At 72.3% G+C, this 15,176-nt stretch carries 14 protein-coding genes; 4 read left to right on the top strand and 10 right to left on the bottom strand.

Annotated features, from left to right (window positions below; all coding sequences use genetic code 11):
- The first annotated feature begins 33 nt into the window (after positions 1–33).
- From AB0C16_RS13850 to AB0C16_RS13840, 3 genes are all read left to right on the top strand, one after another.
- Complete coding sequence (locus AB0C16_RS13850) at positions 34–936, top strand: SDR family oxidoreductase (RefSeq protein WP_357682342.1); 903 nt, start codon at positions 34–36, stop codon at positions 934–936.
- 163 nt (positions 937–1,099) lie between these two features.
- Complete coding sequence (locus AB0C16_RS13845) at positions 1,100–1,408, top strand: hypothetical protein (protein WP_357682340.1); 309 nt, start codon at positions 1,100–1,102, stop codon at positions 1,406–1,408.
- Positions 1,409–1,538: 130 nt separating this feature from the next.
- A complete protein-coding gene (locus AB0C16_RS13840) occupies positions 1,539–2,717 on the top strand; it encodes a hypothetical protein (protein ID WP_357682338.1) in 1,179 nt (392 codons plus the stop codon).
- Between the two features lie 89 nt (positions 2,718–2,806).
- Here AB0C16_RS13840 and AB0C16_RS13835 read toward each other — a convergent pair whose 3' ends face one another.
- Positions 2,807–4,414, bottom strand: coding sequence for a FadD3 family acyl-CoA ligase (locus AB0C16_RS13835; RefSeq protein ID WP_357682336.1), 1,608 nt, complete (start codon positions 4,412–4,414; stop codon positions 2,807–2,809).
- A gap of 264 nt (positions 4,415–4,678) precedes the next feature.
- Between AB0C16_RS13835 and AB0C16_RS13830 the strand changes: the two genes are divergently transcribed.
- A complete protein-coding gene (locus AB0C16_RS13830; RefSeq protein ID WP_357682334.1) occupies positions 4,679–5,446 on the top strand; it encodes an SDR family oxidoreductase in 768 nt (255 codons plus the stop codon).
- Here the strand turns inward: AB0C16_RS13830 and AB0C16_RS13825 are convergent.
- The 9 genes from AB0C16_RS13825 to AB0C16_RS13785 all read right to left on the bottom strand — a co-directional run bounded on the left by AB0C16_RS13825 (position 5,425) and on the right by AB0C16_RS13785 (position 15,173).
- Positions 5,425–6,237, bottom strand: coding sequence for a MaoC/PaaZ C-terminal domain-containing protein (locus AB0C16_RS13825; RefSeq protein ID WP_357682332.1), 813 nt, complete (start codon positions 6,235–6,237; stop codon positions 5,425–5,427). The genes AB0C16_RS13830 and AB0C16_RS13825 overlap by 22 nt on opposite strands.
- Entirely contained in the window at positions 6,234–7,421 is a 1,188-nt protein-coding gene (locus AB0C16_RS13820; RefSeq protein WP_357682330.1) for a lipid-transfer protein, read from the bottom strand. Before AB0C16_RS13820 ends, AB0C16_RS13825 begins: the two co-directional genes overlap by 4 nt.
- Positions 7,418–7,858 carry a MaoC family dehydratase gene (locus tag AB0C16_RS13815; RefSeq protein ID WP_357682328.1) on the bottom strand — a complete coding sequence of 147 codons (441 nt, stop codon included), beginning with the start codon at positions 7,856–7,858 and terminating at the stop codon, positions 7,418–7,420. The genes AB0C16_RS13820 and AB0C16_RS13815 overlap by 4 nt, the downstream gene beginning before the upstream one ends.
- The gene (locus AB0C16_RS13810) at positions 7,855–9,129 is read right to left on the bottom strand and encodes an acyl-CoA dehydrogenase family protein (RefSeq protein WP_357682326.1); all 1,275 of its coding nucleotides are present in this window, start codon (positions 9,127–9,129) and stop codon (positions 7,855–7,857) included. The genes AB0C16_RS13815 and AB0C16_RS13810 overlap by 4 nt, the downstream gene beginning before the upstream one ends.
- A complete protein-coding gene (locus AB0C16_RS13805) occupies positions 9,129–10,529 on the bottom strand; it encodes a MaoC family dehydratase N-terminal domain-containing protein (protein ID WP_357682324.1) in 1,401 nt (466 codons plus the stop codon). Before AB0C16_RS13805 ends, AB0C16_RS13810 begins: the two co-directional genes overlap by 1 nt.
- Before the next feature lie 2 nt (positions 10,530–10,531).
- Positions 10,532–11,698: an acyl-CoA dehydrogenase family protein gene (locus AB0C16_RS13800; protein ID WP_357682323.1), complete on the bottom strand. Its 1,167-nt coding sequence runs from the start codon at positions 11,696–11,698 to the stop codon at positions 10,532–10,534.
- A 111-nt stretch (positions 11,699–11,809) separates the two neighbouring features.
- Positions 11,810–13,465 (bottom strand): AMP-binding protein, encoded by a 1,656-nt coding sequence (locus tag AB0C16_RS13795; protein ID WP_357682321.1) that lies wholly within the window; start codon positions 13,463–13,465, stop codon positions 11,810–11,812.
- A gap of 14 nt (positions 13,466–13,479) precedes the next feature.
- Complete coding sequence (locus AB0C16_RS13790; protein ID WP_357682319.1) at positions 13,480–14,706, bottom strand: NADH:flavin oxidoreductase; 1,227 nt, start codon at positions 14,704–14,706, stop codon at positions 13,480–13,482.
- Positions 14,707–14,816: 110 nt separating this feature from the next.
- Positions 14,817–15,173, bottom strand: coding sequence for a hypothetical protein (locus tag AB0C16_RS13785; protein ID WP_357682317.1), 357 nt, complete (start codon positions 15,171–15,173; stop codon positions 14,817–14,819).
- Positions 15,174–15,176 lie beyond the last annotated feature (3 nt).

Here is a 15,176-nt window from a genome sequence, read left to right as displayed (position 1 = left end):
TGTCGCTCCGCAAGACCCCGAGGAGACCTGAAAATGATCTGCGAGGACCGAGTCGTCATCGTGACCGGCGCCGGGCGCGGCCTCGGCCGCGCGCACGCGCTGGAGTTCGCCCGGCAGGGTGCCCGGGTCGTGGTCAACGACCTCGGAGTCGGCCCCTCCGGCGAGGGCGGGTCCGACGGCCCGGCTCAGGCGGTGGCCGAGGAGATCCGCGCGCTGGGTGGCGAGGCGGTGGCCGACCGCTCCGACATCGCCACCGACGAGGGGGCGCGGCGGCTGGTGGCGACCGCGCTGGAGCGCTTCGGCCGGCTCGACACGCTGGTCAACAACGCCGGGTTCGTCCGCGACCGCATGCTCGTCAACCTGTCGGAGGAGGAGTGGGACGCGGTGACGCGGGTCCACCTGAAGGGGCACTTCCTGCCGCTGAAACACGCCGGGCTGCACTGGCGGGCCGAGTCCAAGGCGGGCCGGCCGGTGGACGCCCGCGTGGTCAACACCTCGTCCGGGGCCGGCCTGCTGGGCAGCGTCGGGCAGGGCAACTACTCGGCCGCCAAGGCGGGCATCGTGGGGCTCACCTTGGTCGCGGCGGCCGAGCTGGGCCGCTACGGAGTGACCGTCAACGCCATCGCGCCCGCCGCCCGCACCCGGATGACCGAGGAGGTCTTCGCGCGGACGATGGCGGCCCCCGAGGACGGCGCCTTCGACGCCATGGCGCCGGAGAACGTGTCGCCGCTGGTCGTCTGGCTCGGCTCCGCCGAGTCCAAGGACGTGACCGGGCGGGTCTTCGAGGTCGAGGGCGGCCGGATCTGCGTGATGGAGGGCTTCCGGCACGGCCCGGCCACCGACAAGGGCGCCCGCTGGGACGCCGCCGAGCTCGGCCCGCGGATCGCCGCCCTGCTGACCGCGGCCACCCCGCCGGAACCGGTCTACGGCGCCTGACCGGACGCCCGTGACCGACGACGGCGGAATCAGTCGAGGTCATCCGCCGCGAACGTCGGGGCGCGGGCGCATACCCACGCCATCCCGCGCCGGGTAGGTCCGGGAGACCGGACACTCCTCCCTCTCCGTGGACTAACCTACGCACATGCGCGATCATGTGATCATGACCCCGACCGATGTCAAATCGGCCGGGGCGAGATGCGCCGCGGTCGGGAGGATTCTCGAAGAACGTGCTGGCGCGTTCCGGGACGACGCGGCTCCCACACCACGATGCTTCGGTCTTGTGGAAGGCGCTTCCCGAGAGCTTGACGATCACTACCTGGACTTCTACACCGAAGTGAGCGACTACGTCACCGATCTTCACCAGAAGCTGACCACGGCCGGTGCGGCTCTCATGCTCATAGGCCGAAATCAGGAACTCGTTGACGCGCACGAGCGCGAGCACATGGACAGGCTCCCTGACGGCGACTGACCGGGAAGCGCTGACGGTCATCTGATGTCGCGGACGTGAGGCACGAGCTGATCTTCGAGGTGAGCTACCGCGGCGGCTGCGTCTGAACCCTGACCCGCCTCGCGGGCGACCTTCGTGTGAACGGAAATACATGGCCGAGTGGTACGAGAGCCCTCTGCAACTCCTTGAGACCCTCTTCAACGCGATACGTCGCATAGGAAACGACGAGGACGTGCACCGCCTGAGAACCATGGCAGAGGCCTGCCGGCGGATGCAGTCGGCCCTGAAGGAGGCGAACGGCGAGATCGCCCAAGCGGAAGATCTGCTCGGAACCTGGCAAGGCAACAGCGCGACCGAGTTCAAAGAGAACTACGGAAGGCTTCTCGACCCGGAATTCCGGTTACAGGCCATCGCTCAGCTCGGCGAGGCCTCCACCATCCTCGAAAACGCCGCCGATGTGTCAGTCAGTACGCAGAGGGCCATGGCGGAGCTGGTGAAAAGTCTGCTCACAGCGATCGCGATGGCGGTGGCGATCTCGAGTGTCACCGCCGGTCTGGGTAGCTTGGCGGCCTGGGCCAGGACGGCGAAGACGACCAGCGAGGTCGCCTTCGCCGCCGCCACGACTCTCGGCAGACTTCAGCTGATCTTCCGTACGCTCAGTGGACTTCTGAGGACCCTCACGATAACCGTCGGCCGATCGCGGGTGGTGCGCGGCCTCGGCACGAAAGTCGGCAACGAACGCCAGACCTTCCTCCAGATGGCCCGAGGGTCGTGGAAATCGTACTGGCAGCTGTATCGGTGGGGGCTGTTCGGCAACTTCGCCATCAACGCCGCGGCCAACCCGTTCCGCGGACGGCACCCGCTCGACAGGTCTCTTCTGTCGATCGCCGAAGGCAGTAACTCCGCCACCGTCAGCGGCATGCTCGGGGGGACCTCTGGCATTTCCGCGTTGGCCGCGATGAAGCCATGGAAGCGCAACCTGATCCAGGGGGCCGCCGCCGGCAGTACTTCCACGTTCTGGAACGACCGGGTCGAGAACAAGTCGTGGGAGCAGACCGGCAAGGACGTGGTGATCGCGACCATACTCGCGAGCGGTTTGAACATGCTCTATGTCGGCACGGGGGAAAGTAAGCTCGTGGCCGGACTCGGCTCGGAGACCTGGCGAGGATACTGGAAAGAGCTTCCTCCCCTGGCGAAGGGGTATGTCGTGGGCTATCCCGGCAACGTCACCATGAGGGTCGCCGTGCCCTGGGCGGCGAGGCCGGAGCCTCTCGACATGCCGAAGCTCAGGCCACTGCCCGGCGGGCACGATACCCCGGACCTTGACTAGCGGCCGTCACGCGGGAGCCGGAGTCTGTCGCGTACCTCCATCTGCTGGAGGCAGCGATCAGGCCATTGTCCTGCGGGCCGCGCAGGACACTAGCCGGGGGCGAGAGCGGGCAGGCCCGCTTTGTCCACCTTGCCGGCCGCGTTGCGGGGAAGGCGGTCGACGAGGACGACCTCGCGGGGCACCTTGAAGTTGGCCAGCCGGTCCCGGCAGTGGGCGATCAGCGCGTCGGGGGCGAGGACGGCGCCGGGGCGGGGCGCGACGTAGGCCCGGCCCACCTCCCCCAGGCGGGCGTCCGGCACGCCGACCACCGCGGCCTCGGCGACGCCCTCGACGGCGGCCAGCACCTGCTCGACCTCGGCGGGATACACGTTGAACCCGCCGACCACGAACATGTCCTTGGACCGGCCGGTGATGGTCAGGTTGCCGCGCTCGTCGAGCCGGCCGCGGTCGCCGGTCACCAGCCAGCCGTCCCTGATCGTGGCGGCAGTCGCCTCCTCGTCGTCGAGGTAGCCCAGCATCACGTTGTGGCCGCGGACGAGGACCTCGCCGTCGTCTCCCACCGGCACGGGCTCGCCCGCGGCGTCCGCCACGCGCACCTCCACGCCCTCGATGGACCGCCCGGCGGTGCCGGCCACGGTCTCGTCGTCGTCGTCGAGCGAGCAGGCGGTGACCGTGCCGCACGCCTCCGTCAGCCCGTACGCGGTGACGACCTCGGGGAAGAGCTCGGCCCGCATCCGCCGGACCAGGGCGACCGGCACCACCGCCGCGCCGGTCACCGCGAGCCGCAGCGAGGACAGGTCGTAGCGGTCGCGCTCGGGCGCGTCCAGCATCGTGATGTAGATGGTCGGCGCGCCGGGCAGGACGGTGATCCTCTCGGCCTCGATCAGCCGCATCGTCTCCCCCGCCTCGAACACCGGCTGCAGCACCATCGTGGCGACCCGCAGAAGACAGGCGAACATCCCGGCCTTGAACCCGAAGCTGTGGAAGAGCGGGTTGACGATCAGGTAGCGGTCGCCGTGGCGGAGCCCGTTGCGCGCGCTCCAGGCCAGGTAGGTGCGGACGTTCTGGCGATGGGTGCACATGGCGCCCTTGGGCCTGCCGGTGGTGCCGGAGGTGAACAGGATGTCGGCCACGTCGTCGGGACGCACGGCGGCGGCCCGGGCGACCGCCTCCTCCTCCGGGACACCGGCCGCCCCCGCGACGAAGTCCTTCCAGGCGACAGCCCCCGGCCGGGCCACGTCGTCGTACGTCACGACCGTGGACAGCTCGGGCAACCCGGCCGCGGCGTCGTGCCCCTCACCGGAGGGCCCGCCGGCGGAGGGCAGGCCGAGCATGGCGAGGTAGGAGTTGCCGAGGAAGCCGTCCTCCACGAAGAGGAACCGGGCGCGGCCACGACCGAGCAGCCAGCGCGCCTCCTCACCCTTGTACCTGGTGTTGATCGGCACCACGACCGCGCCGACGCTCAGCGCGCCGAGGGCGGTGACGATCCAGCGCAGGCCGTTCGGCGCCCAGATCGCGACCCGGTCCCCCGGCAGGGCGCCGAGCGCGACGAAGGCCCGGGCCGCCTCGCGCACCCGGGCCAGTAACTCCGCGTAGGTCAGCCGGGACGCGCCGTCCACCACGGCCTCGGTGTCGGGGAACTCCCGGGCCGCCCGCTCCAGGACGCCGGGAATCGTCAGTGCCTCGTTGTCGCTCATAACTCCCTGCCTTCTCAGTCGGGACGCGGTCCGATCCGGCGGCGCCGGTGTCGCGCCACGCCCGCGCCGTGGCCCATGGTGACTCGCGGCGGGGCCCGGCGGAGCGGCCGTCCCGGTGGCCGGTATCCGCCCCCCGCGTCAATCCGTCCGGTCGTACCCTCCGAAGGATCGTTCGGGGATCGTTCGGGGATCGTTCGGGGATCGTTCGGGGATCGTTCGGGGATCGGTCGGGAATCGTTCGGCGGACTGTGCGGGAGGGCTTCGGTGGATGTGACGCTGGACTTCGGCGGCCGGGCGGTGCTGGTCACCGGCGGCACCAAGGGTATCGGCTTCGAGATCGCGCGGACGTTCCTCGCCGCGGGCGCCGACGTGGTGGTGTGCGGCCGTAACGAGCCGGACGCGCTGCCGAGCGGGGGTGGCAGGACGGCCCGGTTCATCGCGGCCGACATCCGGGACGCGGGCGCCGCCGCCCGGCTGGTGGAGCAGGCGGTCGAGCTGCTCGGACGGCTCGACGTGCTGGTCAACAACGCCGGGGGCTCCCCCGACTCCGACGCGGCGACGGTCTCGCCGAGGTTCGTCGCCCGGATCGTCGACCTGAACCTGCTCGCCCCGTTCTACGTGGCCCAGCCGGCCAACAAGGTCATGCGCTCACAGGAGACGGGCGGCTCGATCATCAACATCGGCAGCGTCTCCGGCGTGGACCCTCAGCCGGGCACCGCGGCCTACTCGGCGGCCAAGGCGGGCCTGCTCATGCTCACCAGGGCCCTGGCGCTGGAGTGGTCGCCGAAGGTGCGGATCAACCACATCACCACCGGCCTGATCCGGACCGAGTCGGCGGCCGCGCTGTACGGCGAGGACGGCGGCGCGGCCGTCGCCGAGGTCATCCCGATGAAGCGGATGGCGGTGCCGGCCGACGTCGCCAACGCCTGCCTCTACCTGGCCAGCGACCTCGCCTCCTACCTCACCGGCGTGGACATCGCGGTGCACGGCGGAGGCGAGTTCCCGGCCCGTTACACGGTGACGCGGAACTGAGCGCGACCGCCCGAGAGCACGGTCGTGCCGTTCACCTCCGCCTCGAACAGCACGGCCTGCCCGCCCTCCCGGCTGCGGACGGTGAGCCGGTCACCGGGGAAGACCGGGGCGGCGAACCTGCCGTCCAGCTCGGTCAGGTCGGCCGGGTGCGCCCCGACGGCCGCGGCCAGCGGGAGCGTCACCGCGGCCAGCGTGCACAGGCCGTGCAGGAACGGCCTCGGCATCCCGGCCTCCCTGGCCGCCCGCGGGTCGATGTGCATCTGGTGCCGGTCGCCGAGCAGGCGGTAGAGGGCGGCCTGGTTGGGCGAGGTTTCGAGGCGCAGCTCGTGGCCGGGCGGCGGCTCGGGCCGGACGGGAGCCGACGGTCCCCGCTCGCCGCCGAACCCGCCGTGTCCGGGCGCGAACAGCGACCAGGTGGCGACGAAGAAGTCGCTCTCCACCTCCACCTCGAAGACCGCGGCACGCCCCTTGTCCCAGACCTGGGCGACGCGCGCCGACATGGTCAGCTCACCCGCCGGCGGCAGCGGCCCGCGCACCCGCAGCCGCTGGGCGCCGTGCACGGCGGTCCTGGTGTCGAACGCGCCGAGCGAGCCGAGGGCGTCGGGGGCCCACTGCGCCTTCGTCAGCGCGAACGTGGGCAGCACCCGCAGCCGCTCCTCGAAGACCAGGTCGAGGTCCGTCGCCCCGGCGCCCACGGCGAGCGCGTAGAGGATCGCCTCGCGCTCGTCGTAGGCGACCGTCCGCTCGCCGAGGTGGTGGCCGATCCACGTGCCGGCGTCCGCGCCGCTCACGTGTCGCGTCCCAGGACCAGGCCGCTGGTGGGCACGCCGGTGCCCGCGGTGACGATCACGTTGCGCACCCCGGCGGGCTGGTTCACCGAGGTGCCGCGGACCAGCCGGACGGCCTCGGCGACGCCGTTCATGCCGTGCAGGTACGCCTCGCCGAGCTGGCCGCCGTGGGTGTTGAAGGGCAGCCGCCCGCCGAGTTCGAGGTCGCCGGCGGCGACGAAGTCCTTGGCCTCCCCCCTGCCGCAGAAGCCGAGCTCCTCCAGTTGCGGGAGCACCAGCGGCGTGAAGTGGTCGTACAGGATCGCCGCGTGCATGTCCCCGGGGCCGAGGCCGCTCTGGCCGTACAGTTGCCGGCCCACCAGCCCCATCTCCGGGATGCCGCTGATCGTGGGGCGGTAGTAGCTGGTCATCATGTGCTGGTCGGCGCCCGCGCCCTGGGCCGCGGCGCGGATGACCGCGGGCGGGTGCGGCAGGTCGCGCGCCCGCTCGGCCGAGACCACGACCAGCGCCTGGCCGCCGTCGCTCTCCTGGCAGCAGTCCAGCAGGCGCAGCGGCTCGGCGATCCAGCGCGAGGCCTGATGCTCCTCCAGGGTGATGGGCCGCTGGTAGAACCAGGCCGCCGGATTGGTGGCGGCGTGCCGGCGGTCCACGACCGCGACCCGGCCGAAGTCCTCGCTGGTCGCCCCGTACTCGTGCATGTAGCGGCGGGCGAACATGGCGACCCACTGGGCCGGAGTCGACAGGCCGAACGGCGTCATCCAGGAGTAGGCGGCACGGTCGGCGCCGGTGTCCATCGGCCGATCCGCCTGGCCCAGGCCGTAGCGCTCGCCCGACCGCTCGTTGAACGCCCGGTAGCAGACGACGACCTCGGCGACGCCGGTCGCGACGGCCATGGCGGCCTGCTGGATCGTGCCGCAGGCCGCGCCGCCGCCGTGCCCGACGCGGGAGAAGAACGTCAGCTCGCCGATCCCGGTGTTGCGGGCGATGTGGATCTCGGAGCTGGTGTCGGCGGTGAACGTGACCATCCCGTCGACGTCGGACGGCTTCAGCCCGGCATCGGCGACGGCGGCGAGCACGGCCTCGCAGGCGAGCCGCAGCTCGCTGCGTCCGGAGTTCTTGGAGAACTCCGTGGCGCCGATGCCCGCGATGGCCGCGGCGCCGGACAGGGAGCTCGGGCGGTGGCTCATGTCGCGTCCTTCGGGCCCGGCGCCGGCAACCGTACGGCGACGGTGCCGGAGACATGGACGCCCCGGCCGTTCACGCCGCGCACGGCGATCTCGACCCGGTGGTCCTCGTCGTGCCTGGCGGTGACGGTGCCGGTCAGCACCATCGTGTCGCCGGGATGGTTGGGCGCGCCGAGCCTGATCCGGATGGCCTTGACCGTGGCGGCGGGTCCCGCCCACTCGGTGACGTAGCGGTCGACCAGGCCGTTGGTGGTCAGGATGTTCATGAAGACGTCCTCGGATCCCCGCTCGACGGCCAGGCCGGGGTCATGGTGGACGTCCTGGTAGTCGCGGCTGGCGATGGCGGTCGCGACGATCAGGGTGCGGGTCAGCGGGATCGCCAGCTCCGGGAGCGACTCACCCACCGCCACCTCGTCGTACGCCCTGGACGGCAGGTTCATCGGGCCACCGGCCCGGCGGCGAGCACGGCGCCGAGGCGGGCGAGGTCGGCGCTCGGCCCGCCCAGGGTCCCGGCGATCTGCCTGGCCCACAGGAAGTGCCGGTGCACGGGGTAATCGACGTCGACGCCGATGCCGCCGTGCACGTGCTGCACCCGGTGGGCCACGGTCAGCCCGGCGTCGCCGGCCCACCACTTCGCTACCAGCACGTCGGCCGTCGCGGAGCCCTCCGCGAGAGTGGTGACGGCCTGCCAGAGGCACACCCGCATGGCGTCGATGTCGATGTAGCAGTCGGCGAGTTGGTGCTGCACCGCCTGGAAGGTGGCCAGCGGGCGGCCGAACTGCCTGCGTTCCGCGAGGTAGGTCACCGCGTGCCGCAGAGCGCCCTGGGCGACGCCGAGCTGCAGCGCCGCCAGGGCGACGGCGGCGCGTTCGACGGTCCACGTGACGGCTCCGCCACCCGGCGGGCCGACCGCCTGCGCGGGGGCGCCGGTCAGGGTGAGGTTGCCGGCCAGGTCGTGGGTGGTGGTCTCGACCCGCTCCCAGGCGACGCCCTCGGCGCCGGAGTCGACCAGGAACAGGCCCGGCCCCTCCTCGGTGGCGGCCGAGACCAGCACGTGGCTCGCGCCGAACGGCGACGGGACCACGGCCTTCGTCCCGGTCAGCCGCCACCCCCCGCCGTCCGGCACCCCGCCGCCGTCCCGCGCGTCGCCGTCCCGCGCGTCGCCGCCCCGACCATCACCGTCCCGCGCGTCGCCGCCCCGACCGGAGCCGCCCCGACCATCACCGTCCCGCACGTCACCGCCCCGACCGGAGCCGTCCCGACCGGAGGCGCCCCGACCGGAGGCGTCTCGGCGGGCGGTGCAGGCCGGGTCGGCCGGGTCGGCGGGGCCGAACTCCTCCAGCGCGACGGTGAGCCGGGACGTGCCGTCCACCGCGCCGGGCAGCAGGCTCGCACGCTGCGCGGGCGTGCCGTGCCCGGCGATCGCGAGGGCCGCGACGGCGGCCGGCCACAGCGGGACCGGGGCCACGAACCGGCCCTGCTCCTCCAGCAGCACGCAGAGCGCGGCCAGACCGAGCCCGGCGCCACCCGCCTCCTCCGGCGCGGCGATCCCGAGCAGGCCCGCCTTGCCCAGCTCCGACCAGAGCGCCTCGTCGAGGTGGGTCTCGGAGCTCTCGGCGACGCGGACGCGATCGGTGGTGGCACGGTCGGTGAATATCTCGTGCGCCAGAGCGCGAACCTCTTCGAGCTCCTCGTCCAGGGTGAAGTCCATCAGTGCTGCTCCTCCTGTGCGACCGGCCGGAACACGGGAAGTGAGAGGCCGGGGTCGGCGTCGAGCCAGCCGAGCGTGACCGGCAGGTCGATCTCGACCTCGTCCGGTGTGACGCCGGTCAGGTTGGTGATGAGCCGCGTGCCCTCCTCGAGCTCCACGACCGCGACGATCAGGGGGTACTCGAACGCCGGGTGGCGCGGGTGGTGGCTGACCACGAAGCTGTGGACCCGCCCGCGGCCGGACGCCTCGACGGTGTCCCAGTCGAACGAACCGCACTCCGGGCAGCAGGGGCCCGGCGGATGGCGCAGCGCCCGGCACGCGGCGCAGCGCTGGATGACCAGCCGGTGCTCGCGCGCCGCCTCGAACCAGAACGCGTTGTCCCGGTTCACCGCCGGCCTCGGCCGGAGCGCCGCCGTCGACCCGCCGCCCCCGCCCGACGCCTCCGCACTCGCGATCGATGACACACTCGCAGGCGGTGCCGCGCTCACGGCCGACGACACACTCACAGGCGGTGCCGCGCTCACAGGCGGTGCCGCGCTCACGGCCGATGACACACTCACGGGCGGTGCCGCGCTCACAGGCGGTGCCGCGCTCACGGGCGGTGCCGCGTTCGCCGGTGTGGGACGCTGCTTGGGGCGGAAGCGCAGGGTGCGCCAGCGCTGCACCGCGACCGTCTCGTCGTTCTGGTCGGTGTAGGTCCGCACGGTGGTCACGAACCGGCCCGCGCCCAGGGCGGTGACCTTCTCGGGAGAGATCGACTCGACGACCTCCCGCACGCTGACGTGGTCGCCGGGCACCAGCTCACGGTGAAACTCGAACTCCGAATCGGTCGCCACCACCGAGGTGTAGCCGCCCTCGTCGAGCAGCGCGACGAGCTCCTCGAAGCCCGGCCCTGCGCCCCGGCCCGCCACGGTGGCGGCGTACCCGCGCATCGTCCACGCCTGCGCCATCGACGCGGGCGCGACGATCCCGGGCCGGCCTGTCGCACGGGCGGCGGCCTCGTCCAGGTAGACGGGGTTGCGGTCGCCCATCGCCTCGGCCCAGTGGCGGATCATCGGCGCGTTGACCGGGTCGGGGCCGGGCCTCGCCGGGACGATCTCGCGACCGACGAAGGGCGCCAGCCGCTCCTCATAACCGTCACGGCCATCCCAGCCGTCGTGGCCGTCGCGGCCATCGCCAACCCGGCCATCGCGACCATCCCGGCCGTCGTGGCCGTCGCGACCATCCCGGCCGTCGTGGCCGTCGCGACCATCCCGGCCGTCGTGACCATCGCGACCATCCCGGCCGTCGCGACCATCGCGACCATTCCGGCCGTCGTGGCCATCCCGGCCGTCGTGGCCATCCCGGCCGTCGTGGCCGTCGTGGCCGTCGTGGCCGTTGTCGGTTACCGCCTCGGGCACGGTCACACGCCACGACCCATCCGGGGCAGGCCGAGCCCCTGGGTGGCGACCATGTCGCGCAGGACCTCGTTCACGCCGCCGCCGAAGGTGTTGACGATCCCCTGCCGGGACAGCTGTTCGATCTGGCCGGCGAGCACGGCGCCCGGCGAGCCGGGCCGGATCCGCCCGCCCGCGCCGAGGATGTGCGACAGCGTCCGCTGCACGTCGATGTGGGTCTCGGTGCCGTAGACCTTGGCCGCGCCCGCGTCGGCGCCGGACAGCGCGTCGCGCGCGACCGCGGCGGTCATCTTCCAGTTCATCAGCCGCATCGCCTCCAGCTTGGCGTACGTGCGGGCGAGGTCCCGCTGCACCCAGGGCAGCTCGATGGCGCCGTTGTCGCGGGCCCAGTCCGCGACCTGCTCCCAGAGCTGGATCATCCGGCCGCCGAGCGCGGCCAGACCGACCCGCTCGTGGTTGAGCTGGTGGGTGATGAGCTTCCAGCCGCCGTTCACCTCGCCGACGAGGTTGCCCGCGGGGACGCGGACGCCGCCGTAGTAGGTGGCCGTGACGACCATGCCGCCGACGCACCGGATCGGGCTCCACGAGAACCCGGGGGCGTCGGTCGGGACGATGAGGATCGAGATGCCCCGGTGCTTGGGGGCGTCCGGGTCGGTGCGGCAGGCCAGCCACACGTAGTCGGCGGTGTTGGCGCCGCTGGTGAAGATCTTGCTGCCGTCGATGACCCACTCGTCGCCGTCCCTGACCGCGCGGGTGGTGAGGGAGGCCAGGTCGGTGCCGGCGCCCGGCTCGGTGTAGCCGATCGCGAAGACGATGTCGCCCGACAGCATGCCGGGCAGGAACCTGCTGCGCTGCTCGGCGGAGCCGTGGCTCATCAGGGTCGGGCCGACGGTGTTGACGGTGACGAACGGGAAGGGCAGCCCGGCCCGCTGGACCTCGTCGAAGAAGACGTACTGCTCCTCGATCGAGCGGCCCTGCCCGCCGTATTCGGCCGGCCAGCCGATGCCGAGCCAGCCGTCGGCGCCGAGACGGCCGACGACCTCGCGGAAGCGGGAGCCTCCCACGCCGTCCTCGCCGGCCTGGCGTCGCTCGTCCGCGGTCAGCAGGCCCGCGAAGTACTCCCGCAGCTCCGTGCGCAGCCGCCGTTGCGCGGGGGTCTCACGCAGATCCATGTTCCGCTCTCCTCCTGGATTCGCTGAGGCTGGATTCGCTAAGGCTGGTTTCGCTAAGGCTGGTTTCGCTGAGGCCGGATTCGCCAAAGCCGGTTTCGCTGAGGCCGGTCGCTAGGGCAGGAACCGCTGTCGCCCGTTGGCCGCGAACTCCGCGCGCAGCGCGTCCTTGTCCTCGCCGGTCATCGGGGTGTAGTCCGGGGCGCCGCGCCCGGTCCAGCGGTAGACCGGGTCGCCGGTCCGCCAGCCGTCGTGCTGGATCTCCTTCTTGCGCAGCTTGTTCGAGCCGGTGGCCGGCAGCGCGTGGGAGACCCGGACGAAGCGCGGCGCTCCCTTGGTGCCGAGGTCGGTCTGCCCGGCCAGGAAGGCGGGCAGGCCGAGGTCCTCGAACGCGGTGCCCTCGGGGATCTCGACGGCGGCCATCACCTGGTCGCCGGAGCGTGGGTCGGGCACGGCGAAGACGGCCGCCGCCACGATCCGCGGGTGCCGCCGCAGGACGCGCTCGGTGAGCAGCGCGGAGATGTTCTCGCCGTCCACCCGGATCCAGTCGCCTGAGCGGCCGGCGAAGTGGAGGTAGCCGGCCTGGTCGAGGTAGCCGAGGTCGCCGGTCCAGTACCAGCCGTGGCGGACCCGTTCGGCGTCGGCCGCCTCGTTGTTGTAGTAGCCCTCGAACTTGGCCGCGCCGTCGACGTCGACGATCTCGCCGATGGCCGCTTCGGCGTTGGTCACCCGGCCGTGCTGGTCGAGCACTGCCGGCGGGCAGACCTCGCGGGTCTCGGGGCCGACCACCTTGACCCCGGCGTGCGCGGGCCTGCCCAGCGCGCCCGGCGGCCCCTCCGGCGACAGCCTGATCATGCCGGAGCCCTCGCTCGACCCGTAGGCCTCGATGAGCCGGCAGCCGAAGCGGCGCAGGAACGCGGCCTGGTCCTCCGGCGACGCCTCGGTGCCGAAGCCGTGGGTGAGCGTGTTGCGGGCGTCGCCGGGGGTCTCCGGCGTGGCCAGGATGTACGCGATGGCCTTGCCGACGTAGGTGAAGAACGTCGCGCCGTGGAAGCGGACGTCGGGCAGGAACCCGGAGGCGGAGAACTTGGGCACGAGGGCGACGGTCGCGCCGGCGGCCAGCGACGGCGCCCACAGGCCCATCACCGCGTTGCCGTGGAACAACGGCATGCAGCAGTAGGTCACGTCGTGCCGCCGGACGTCGTACTTGTCGGAGTTGGCGTGGCCGAGCCGGGCGAGCCGGCCCTGGGAGCATCTGGCCGCCTTGGAGGCTCCGGTGGTGCCCGAGGTGAACAGCAGCAGCAGCTGGGTCTCCGGCGTGATGCCGGGCTCGCGGTACGGCTCGCGGTCCTGGGCGGCGACCCGCGCCGCGTAATCCTCGCCGTCGACGATCAGGAAACGGTCGCGGGGGACGCCGAGGTCGAGGCCGTCGAGCAGCGCCAGGCCGGCCTCGTCGGTGACGACGAGCATCGGGTCGGTATGCCTGACCTCCTGCTCCAGGGGAGAGCCGCGCCGGGTGGGGTTGACGCCGACGATCGTGGCGCCGCTGAGCGCCGCCGCGCCGAGCCAGAAGACGTACTCGGGCACGTTGTCGAGCAGGACCGCGATGTGGAACGGCCCGCCTGCGCGCAGCCCGCGCGCCAGCCGGGCGCGGGCCGCGCTCTCGCGGACCACCTCGTCCCAGGTCCAGGTCCGCTCGCGGGTCCTTAGGCCGGGATGGTCGTCGCCGGCCCGGTCGAGCAGCAGGTCGGCGATCGTCTCTCGTCGCACGGTGATGGCTCTCCTCAGGCCCGCTCGTCCGGCTTGTCCCGACCGGTCAGGGGGCCGGTGAGCACGCAGTGGGTGCCGCCGTAGATCGCGGTCATGCACTTGTTGCAGTGGATGCACAGGGATTTCACGCTCGCGTCGGCCCGCATCCGGTTGATCAGGTCCGGCTCGCGCAGCAGCGCCCGGGCCATCGCGACGAACTCGAAGCCCTCGCTCATCGCCTGGTCCATGACGTGCCTGCCGGTGATGCCGCCGAGCAGGATGAGCGGCATCTTGACCGCGGCGCGGATCTGCCGTGCGTCCTTGAGCAGGTAGGCGTCCTGGTAGGGGTAGGAGTGCAGCAGCCGCCTGCCGAAGATCTTGACCCCGAGCCTGACCGGCTGGGGCATGACCGCCGCGAACTCCCGCAGCGGCGCCTCGCCCTTGAACAGGTACATCGGGTTGAGCAGCGAGCTGCCCGCGGTGAGCTCCAGGGCGTCGACCGAGCCGTCCCGCTCCAGCCACTGGGCGACCTGGATCGACTCGTCGAGCCAGAAGCCGCCGGGCACGCCGTCGTCCATGTTGAGCTTGGCGGTGACCGCGATCCGGTCGCCGACCGCGTCGCGGACGGCGCGGGCGATGTCCCTGGACAGGCGGGCGCGGTTCTCCAGGCTGCCGCCGTACTCGTCCTTGCGGTGGTTGATCCGCTGGCTGAGGAACGAGCTGGCCAGGTAGTTGTGGCCGAGGTGGATCTCGACGGCGTCGAAGCCGGTCTCGATCGCCATCCTGCCGGCGTGGGCGTGGGCCTGGACGATCCGGTCCAGGTCGGCGCGGCTCGCCGCGCTGGTGAAGCTCGTCGTCGTGACGTGGAAACGCCGGTTCGGCGCCAGCGCGGGCAGCCTGTTGGACTTGGGGTTGGCGACCGGGCCGGCGTGGCCGATCTGCGCGGCGATGGCCGCCCCCTCGGCGTGCACGGCCTCGGTCAGTCTGCGCAGGCCGGGCAGCGCCTCGGGGGTCCAGAGGATCTGCCTCCGGTCCGTACGCCCCTCGGGGGCGACCGCGCAGTAGGCCACGGTGGTCATGCCGACTCCGCCCGCCGCGTGGCGCACGTGGAACTCGATGAGCTCGTCGGTGACCAGGCTCTTGCGGCTCAGCCCCTCGTAGGTGGCGGCCTTGATGACGCGGTTGCGCAGGGTCACCGGACCGAGCTTCGCGGGGGCGAACACGTCCGGCACGTCCTTGGCCGGGGGTGTCGTCTGAGTCAAGGGAATCCTCCGTCCGGACTCCGGATTGGAGCAGGGCCGACGTTAGTCAGCGGGATCCGCCGGCGATCGGCGAATCCCGCTGACCGGGAGGGACATCCGGCAGGGGGCCGTCAGTCCCGGCGCTCTCGCAGGGCCTCGGCGATCTGGTCCGCCCGCGCTTGCCCCTCCACGAGCTGCCGGAGCAGCCACAGCCGCAGCACCGCCGCCACGGCCCCGGCGAGGTAGAGCGCGGCGCCGAGCACGGTGACGGAGACGCACGCCGTGGCGAGGATCTGGAAGGAGGCGATGTCCCGCGCGTCGTCCTGGCTGAGGGAGTTGTTGTAGGCGACGAGGCCGCCCGCCACTCCGGCGACCATCAGCAGGACGCCCAGGAGGCGGGCCTTGCCATCGTGGCGGGAGCGGTCGGTCTTCAGCCTCATCCGCGCCACTTCCGACCTGAACTGTTCGCGTCGTTCCTCGGTCAGCATCGT

It is taken from the genome of Nonomuraea sp. NPDC048916, from assembly GCF_040649575.1.
Lineage (GTDB): Bacteria > Actinomycetota > Actinomycetes > Streptosporangiales > Streptosporangiaceae > Nonomuraea.
The sequence above is the reverse complement of the archived record's forward strand: the minus strand, read 5'-3'. Positions and strand labels throughout refer to the sequence as shown.

Bases quoted from the DNA above. Each gene is read 5' to 3' on its own strand.
- AB0C16_RS13785 (WP_357682317.1), bottom strand. From the start codon at position 15,173: ATGCTGACCGAGGAACGACGCGAACAGTTCAGGTCGGAAGTGGCGCGG.
- AB0C16_RS13820 (WP_357682330.1), bottom strand. From the start codon at position 7,421: ATGAGCCACCGCCCGAGCTCCCTGTCCGGCGCCGCGGCCATCGCGGGC.
- AB0C16_RS13800 (WP_357682323.1), bottom strand. From the start codon at position 11,698: ATGGATCTGCGTGAGACCCCCGCGCAACGGCGGCTGCGCACGGAGCTG.
- AB0C16_RS13850 (WP_357682342.1), top strand. From the start codon at position 34: ATGATCTGCGAGGACCGAGTCGTCATCGTGACCGGCGCCGGGCGCGGC.
- AB0C16_RS13835 (WP_357682336.1), bottom strand. From the start codon at position 4,414: ATGAGCGACAACGAGGCACTGACGATTCCCGGCGTCCTGGAGCGGGCG.
- AB0C16_RS13810 (WP_357682326.1), bottom strand. From the start codon at position 9,129: ATGGACTTCACCCTGGACGAGGAGCTCGAAGAGGTTCGCGCTCTGGCG.
- AB0C16_RS13840 (WP_357682338.1), top strand. From the start codon at position 1,539: ATGGCCGAGTGGTACGAGAGCCCTCTGCAACTCCTTGAGACCCTCTTC.
- AB0C16_RS13845 (WP_357682340.1), top strand. From the start codon at position 1,100: ATGACCCCGACCGATGTCAAATCGGCCGGGGCGAGATGCGCCGCGGTC.
- AB0C16_RS13815 (WP_357682328.1), bottom strand. From the start codon at position 7,858: ATGAACCTGCCGTCCAGGGCGTACGACGAGGTGGCGGTGGGTGAGTCG.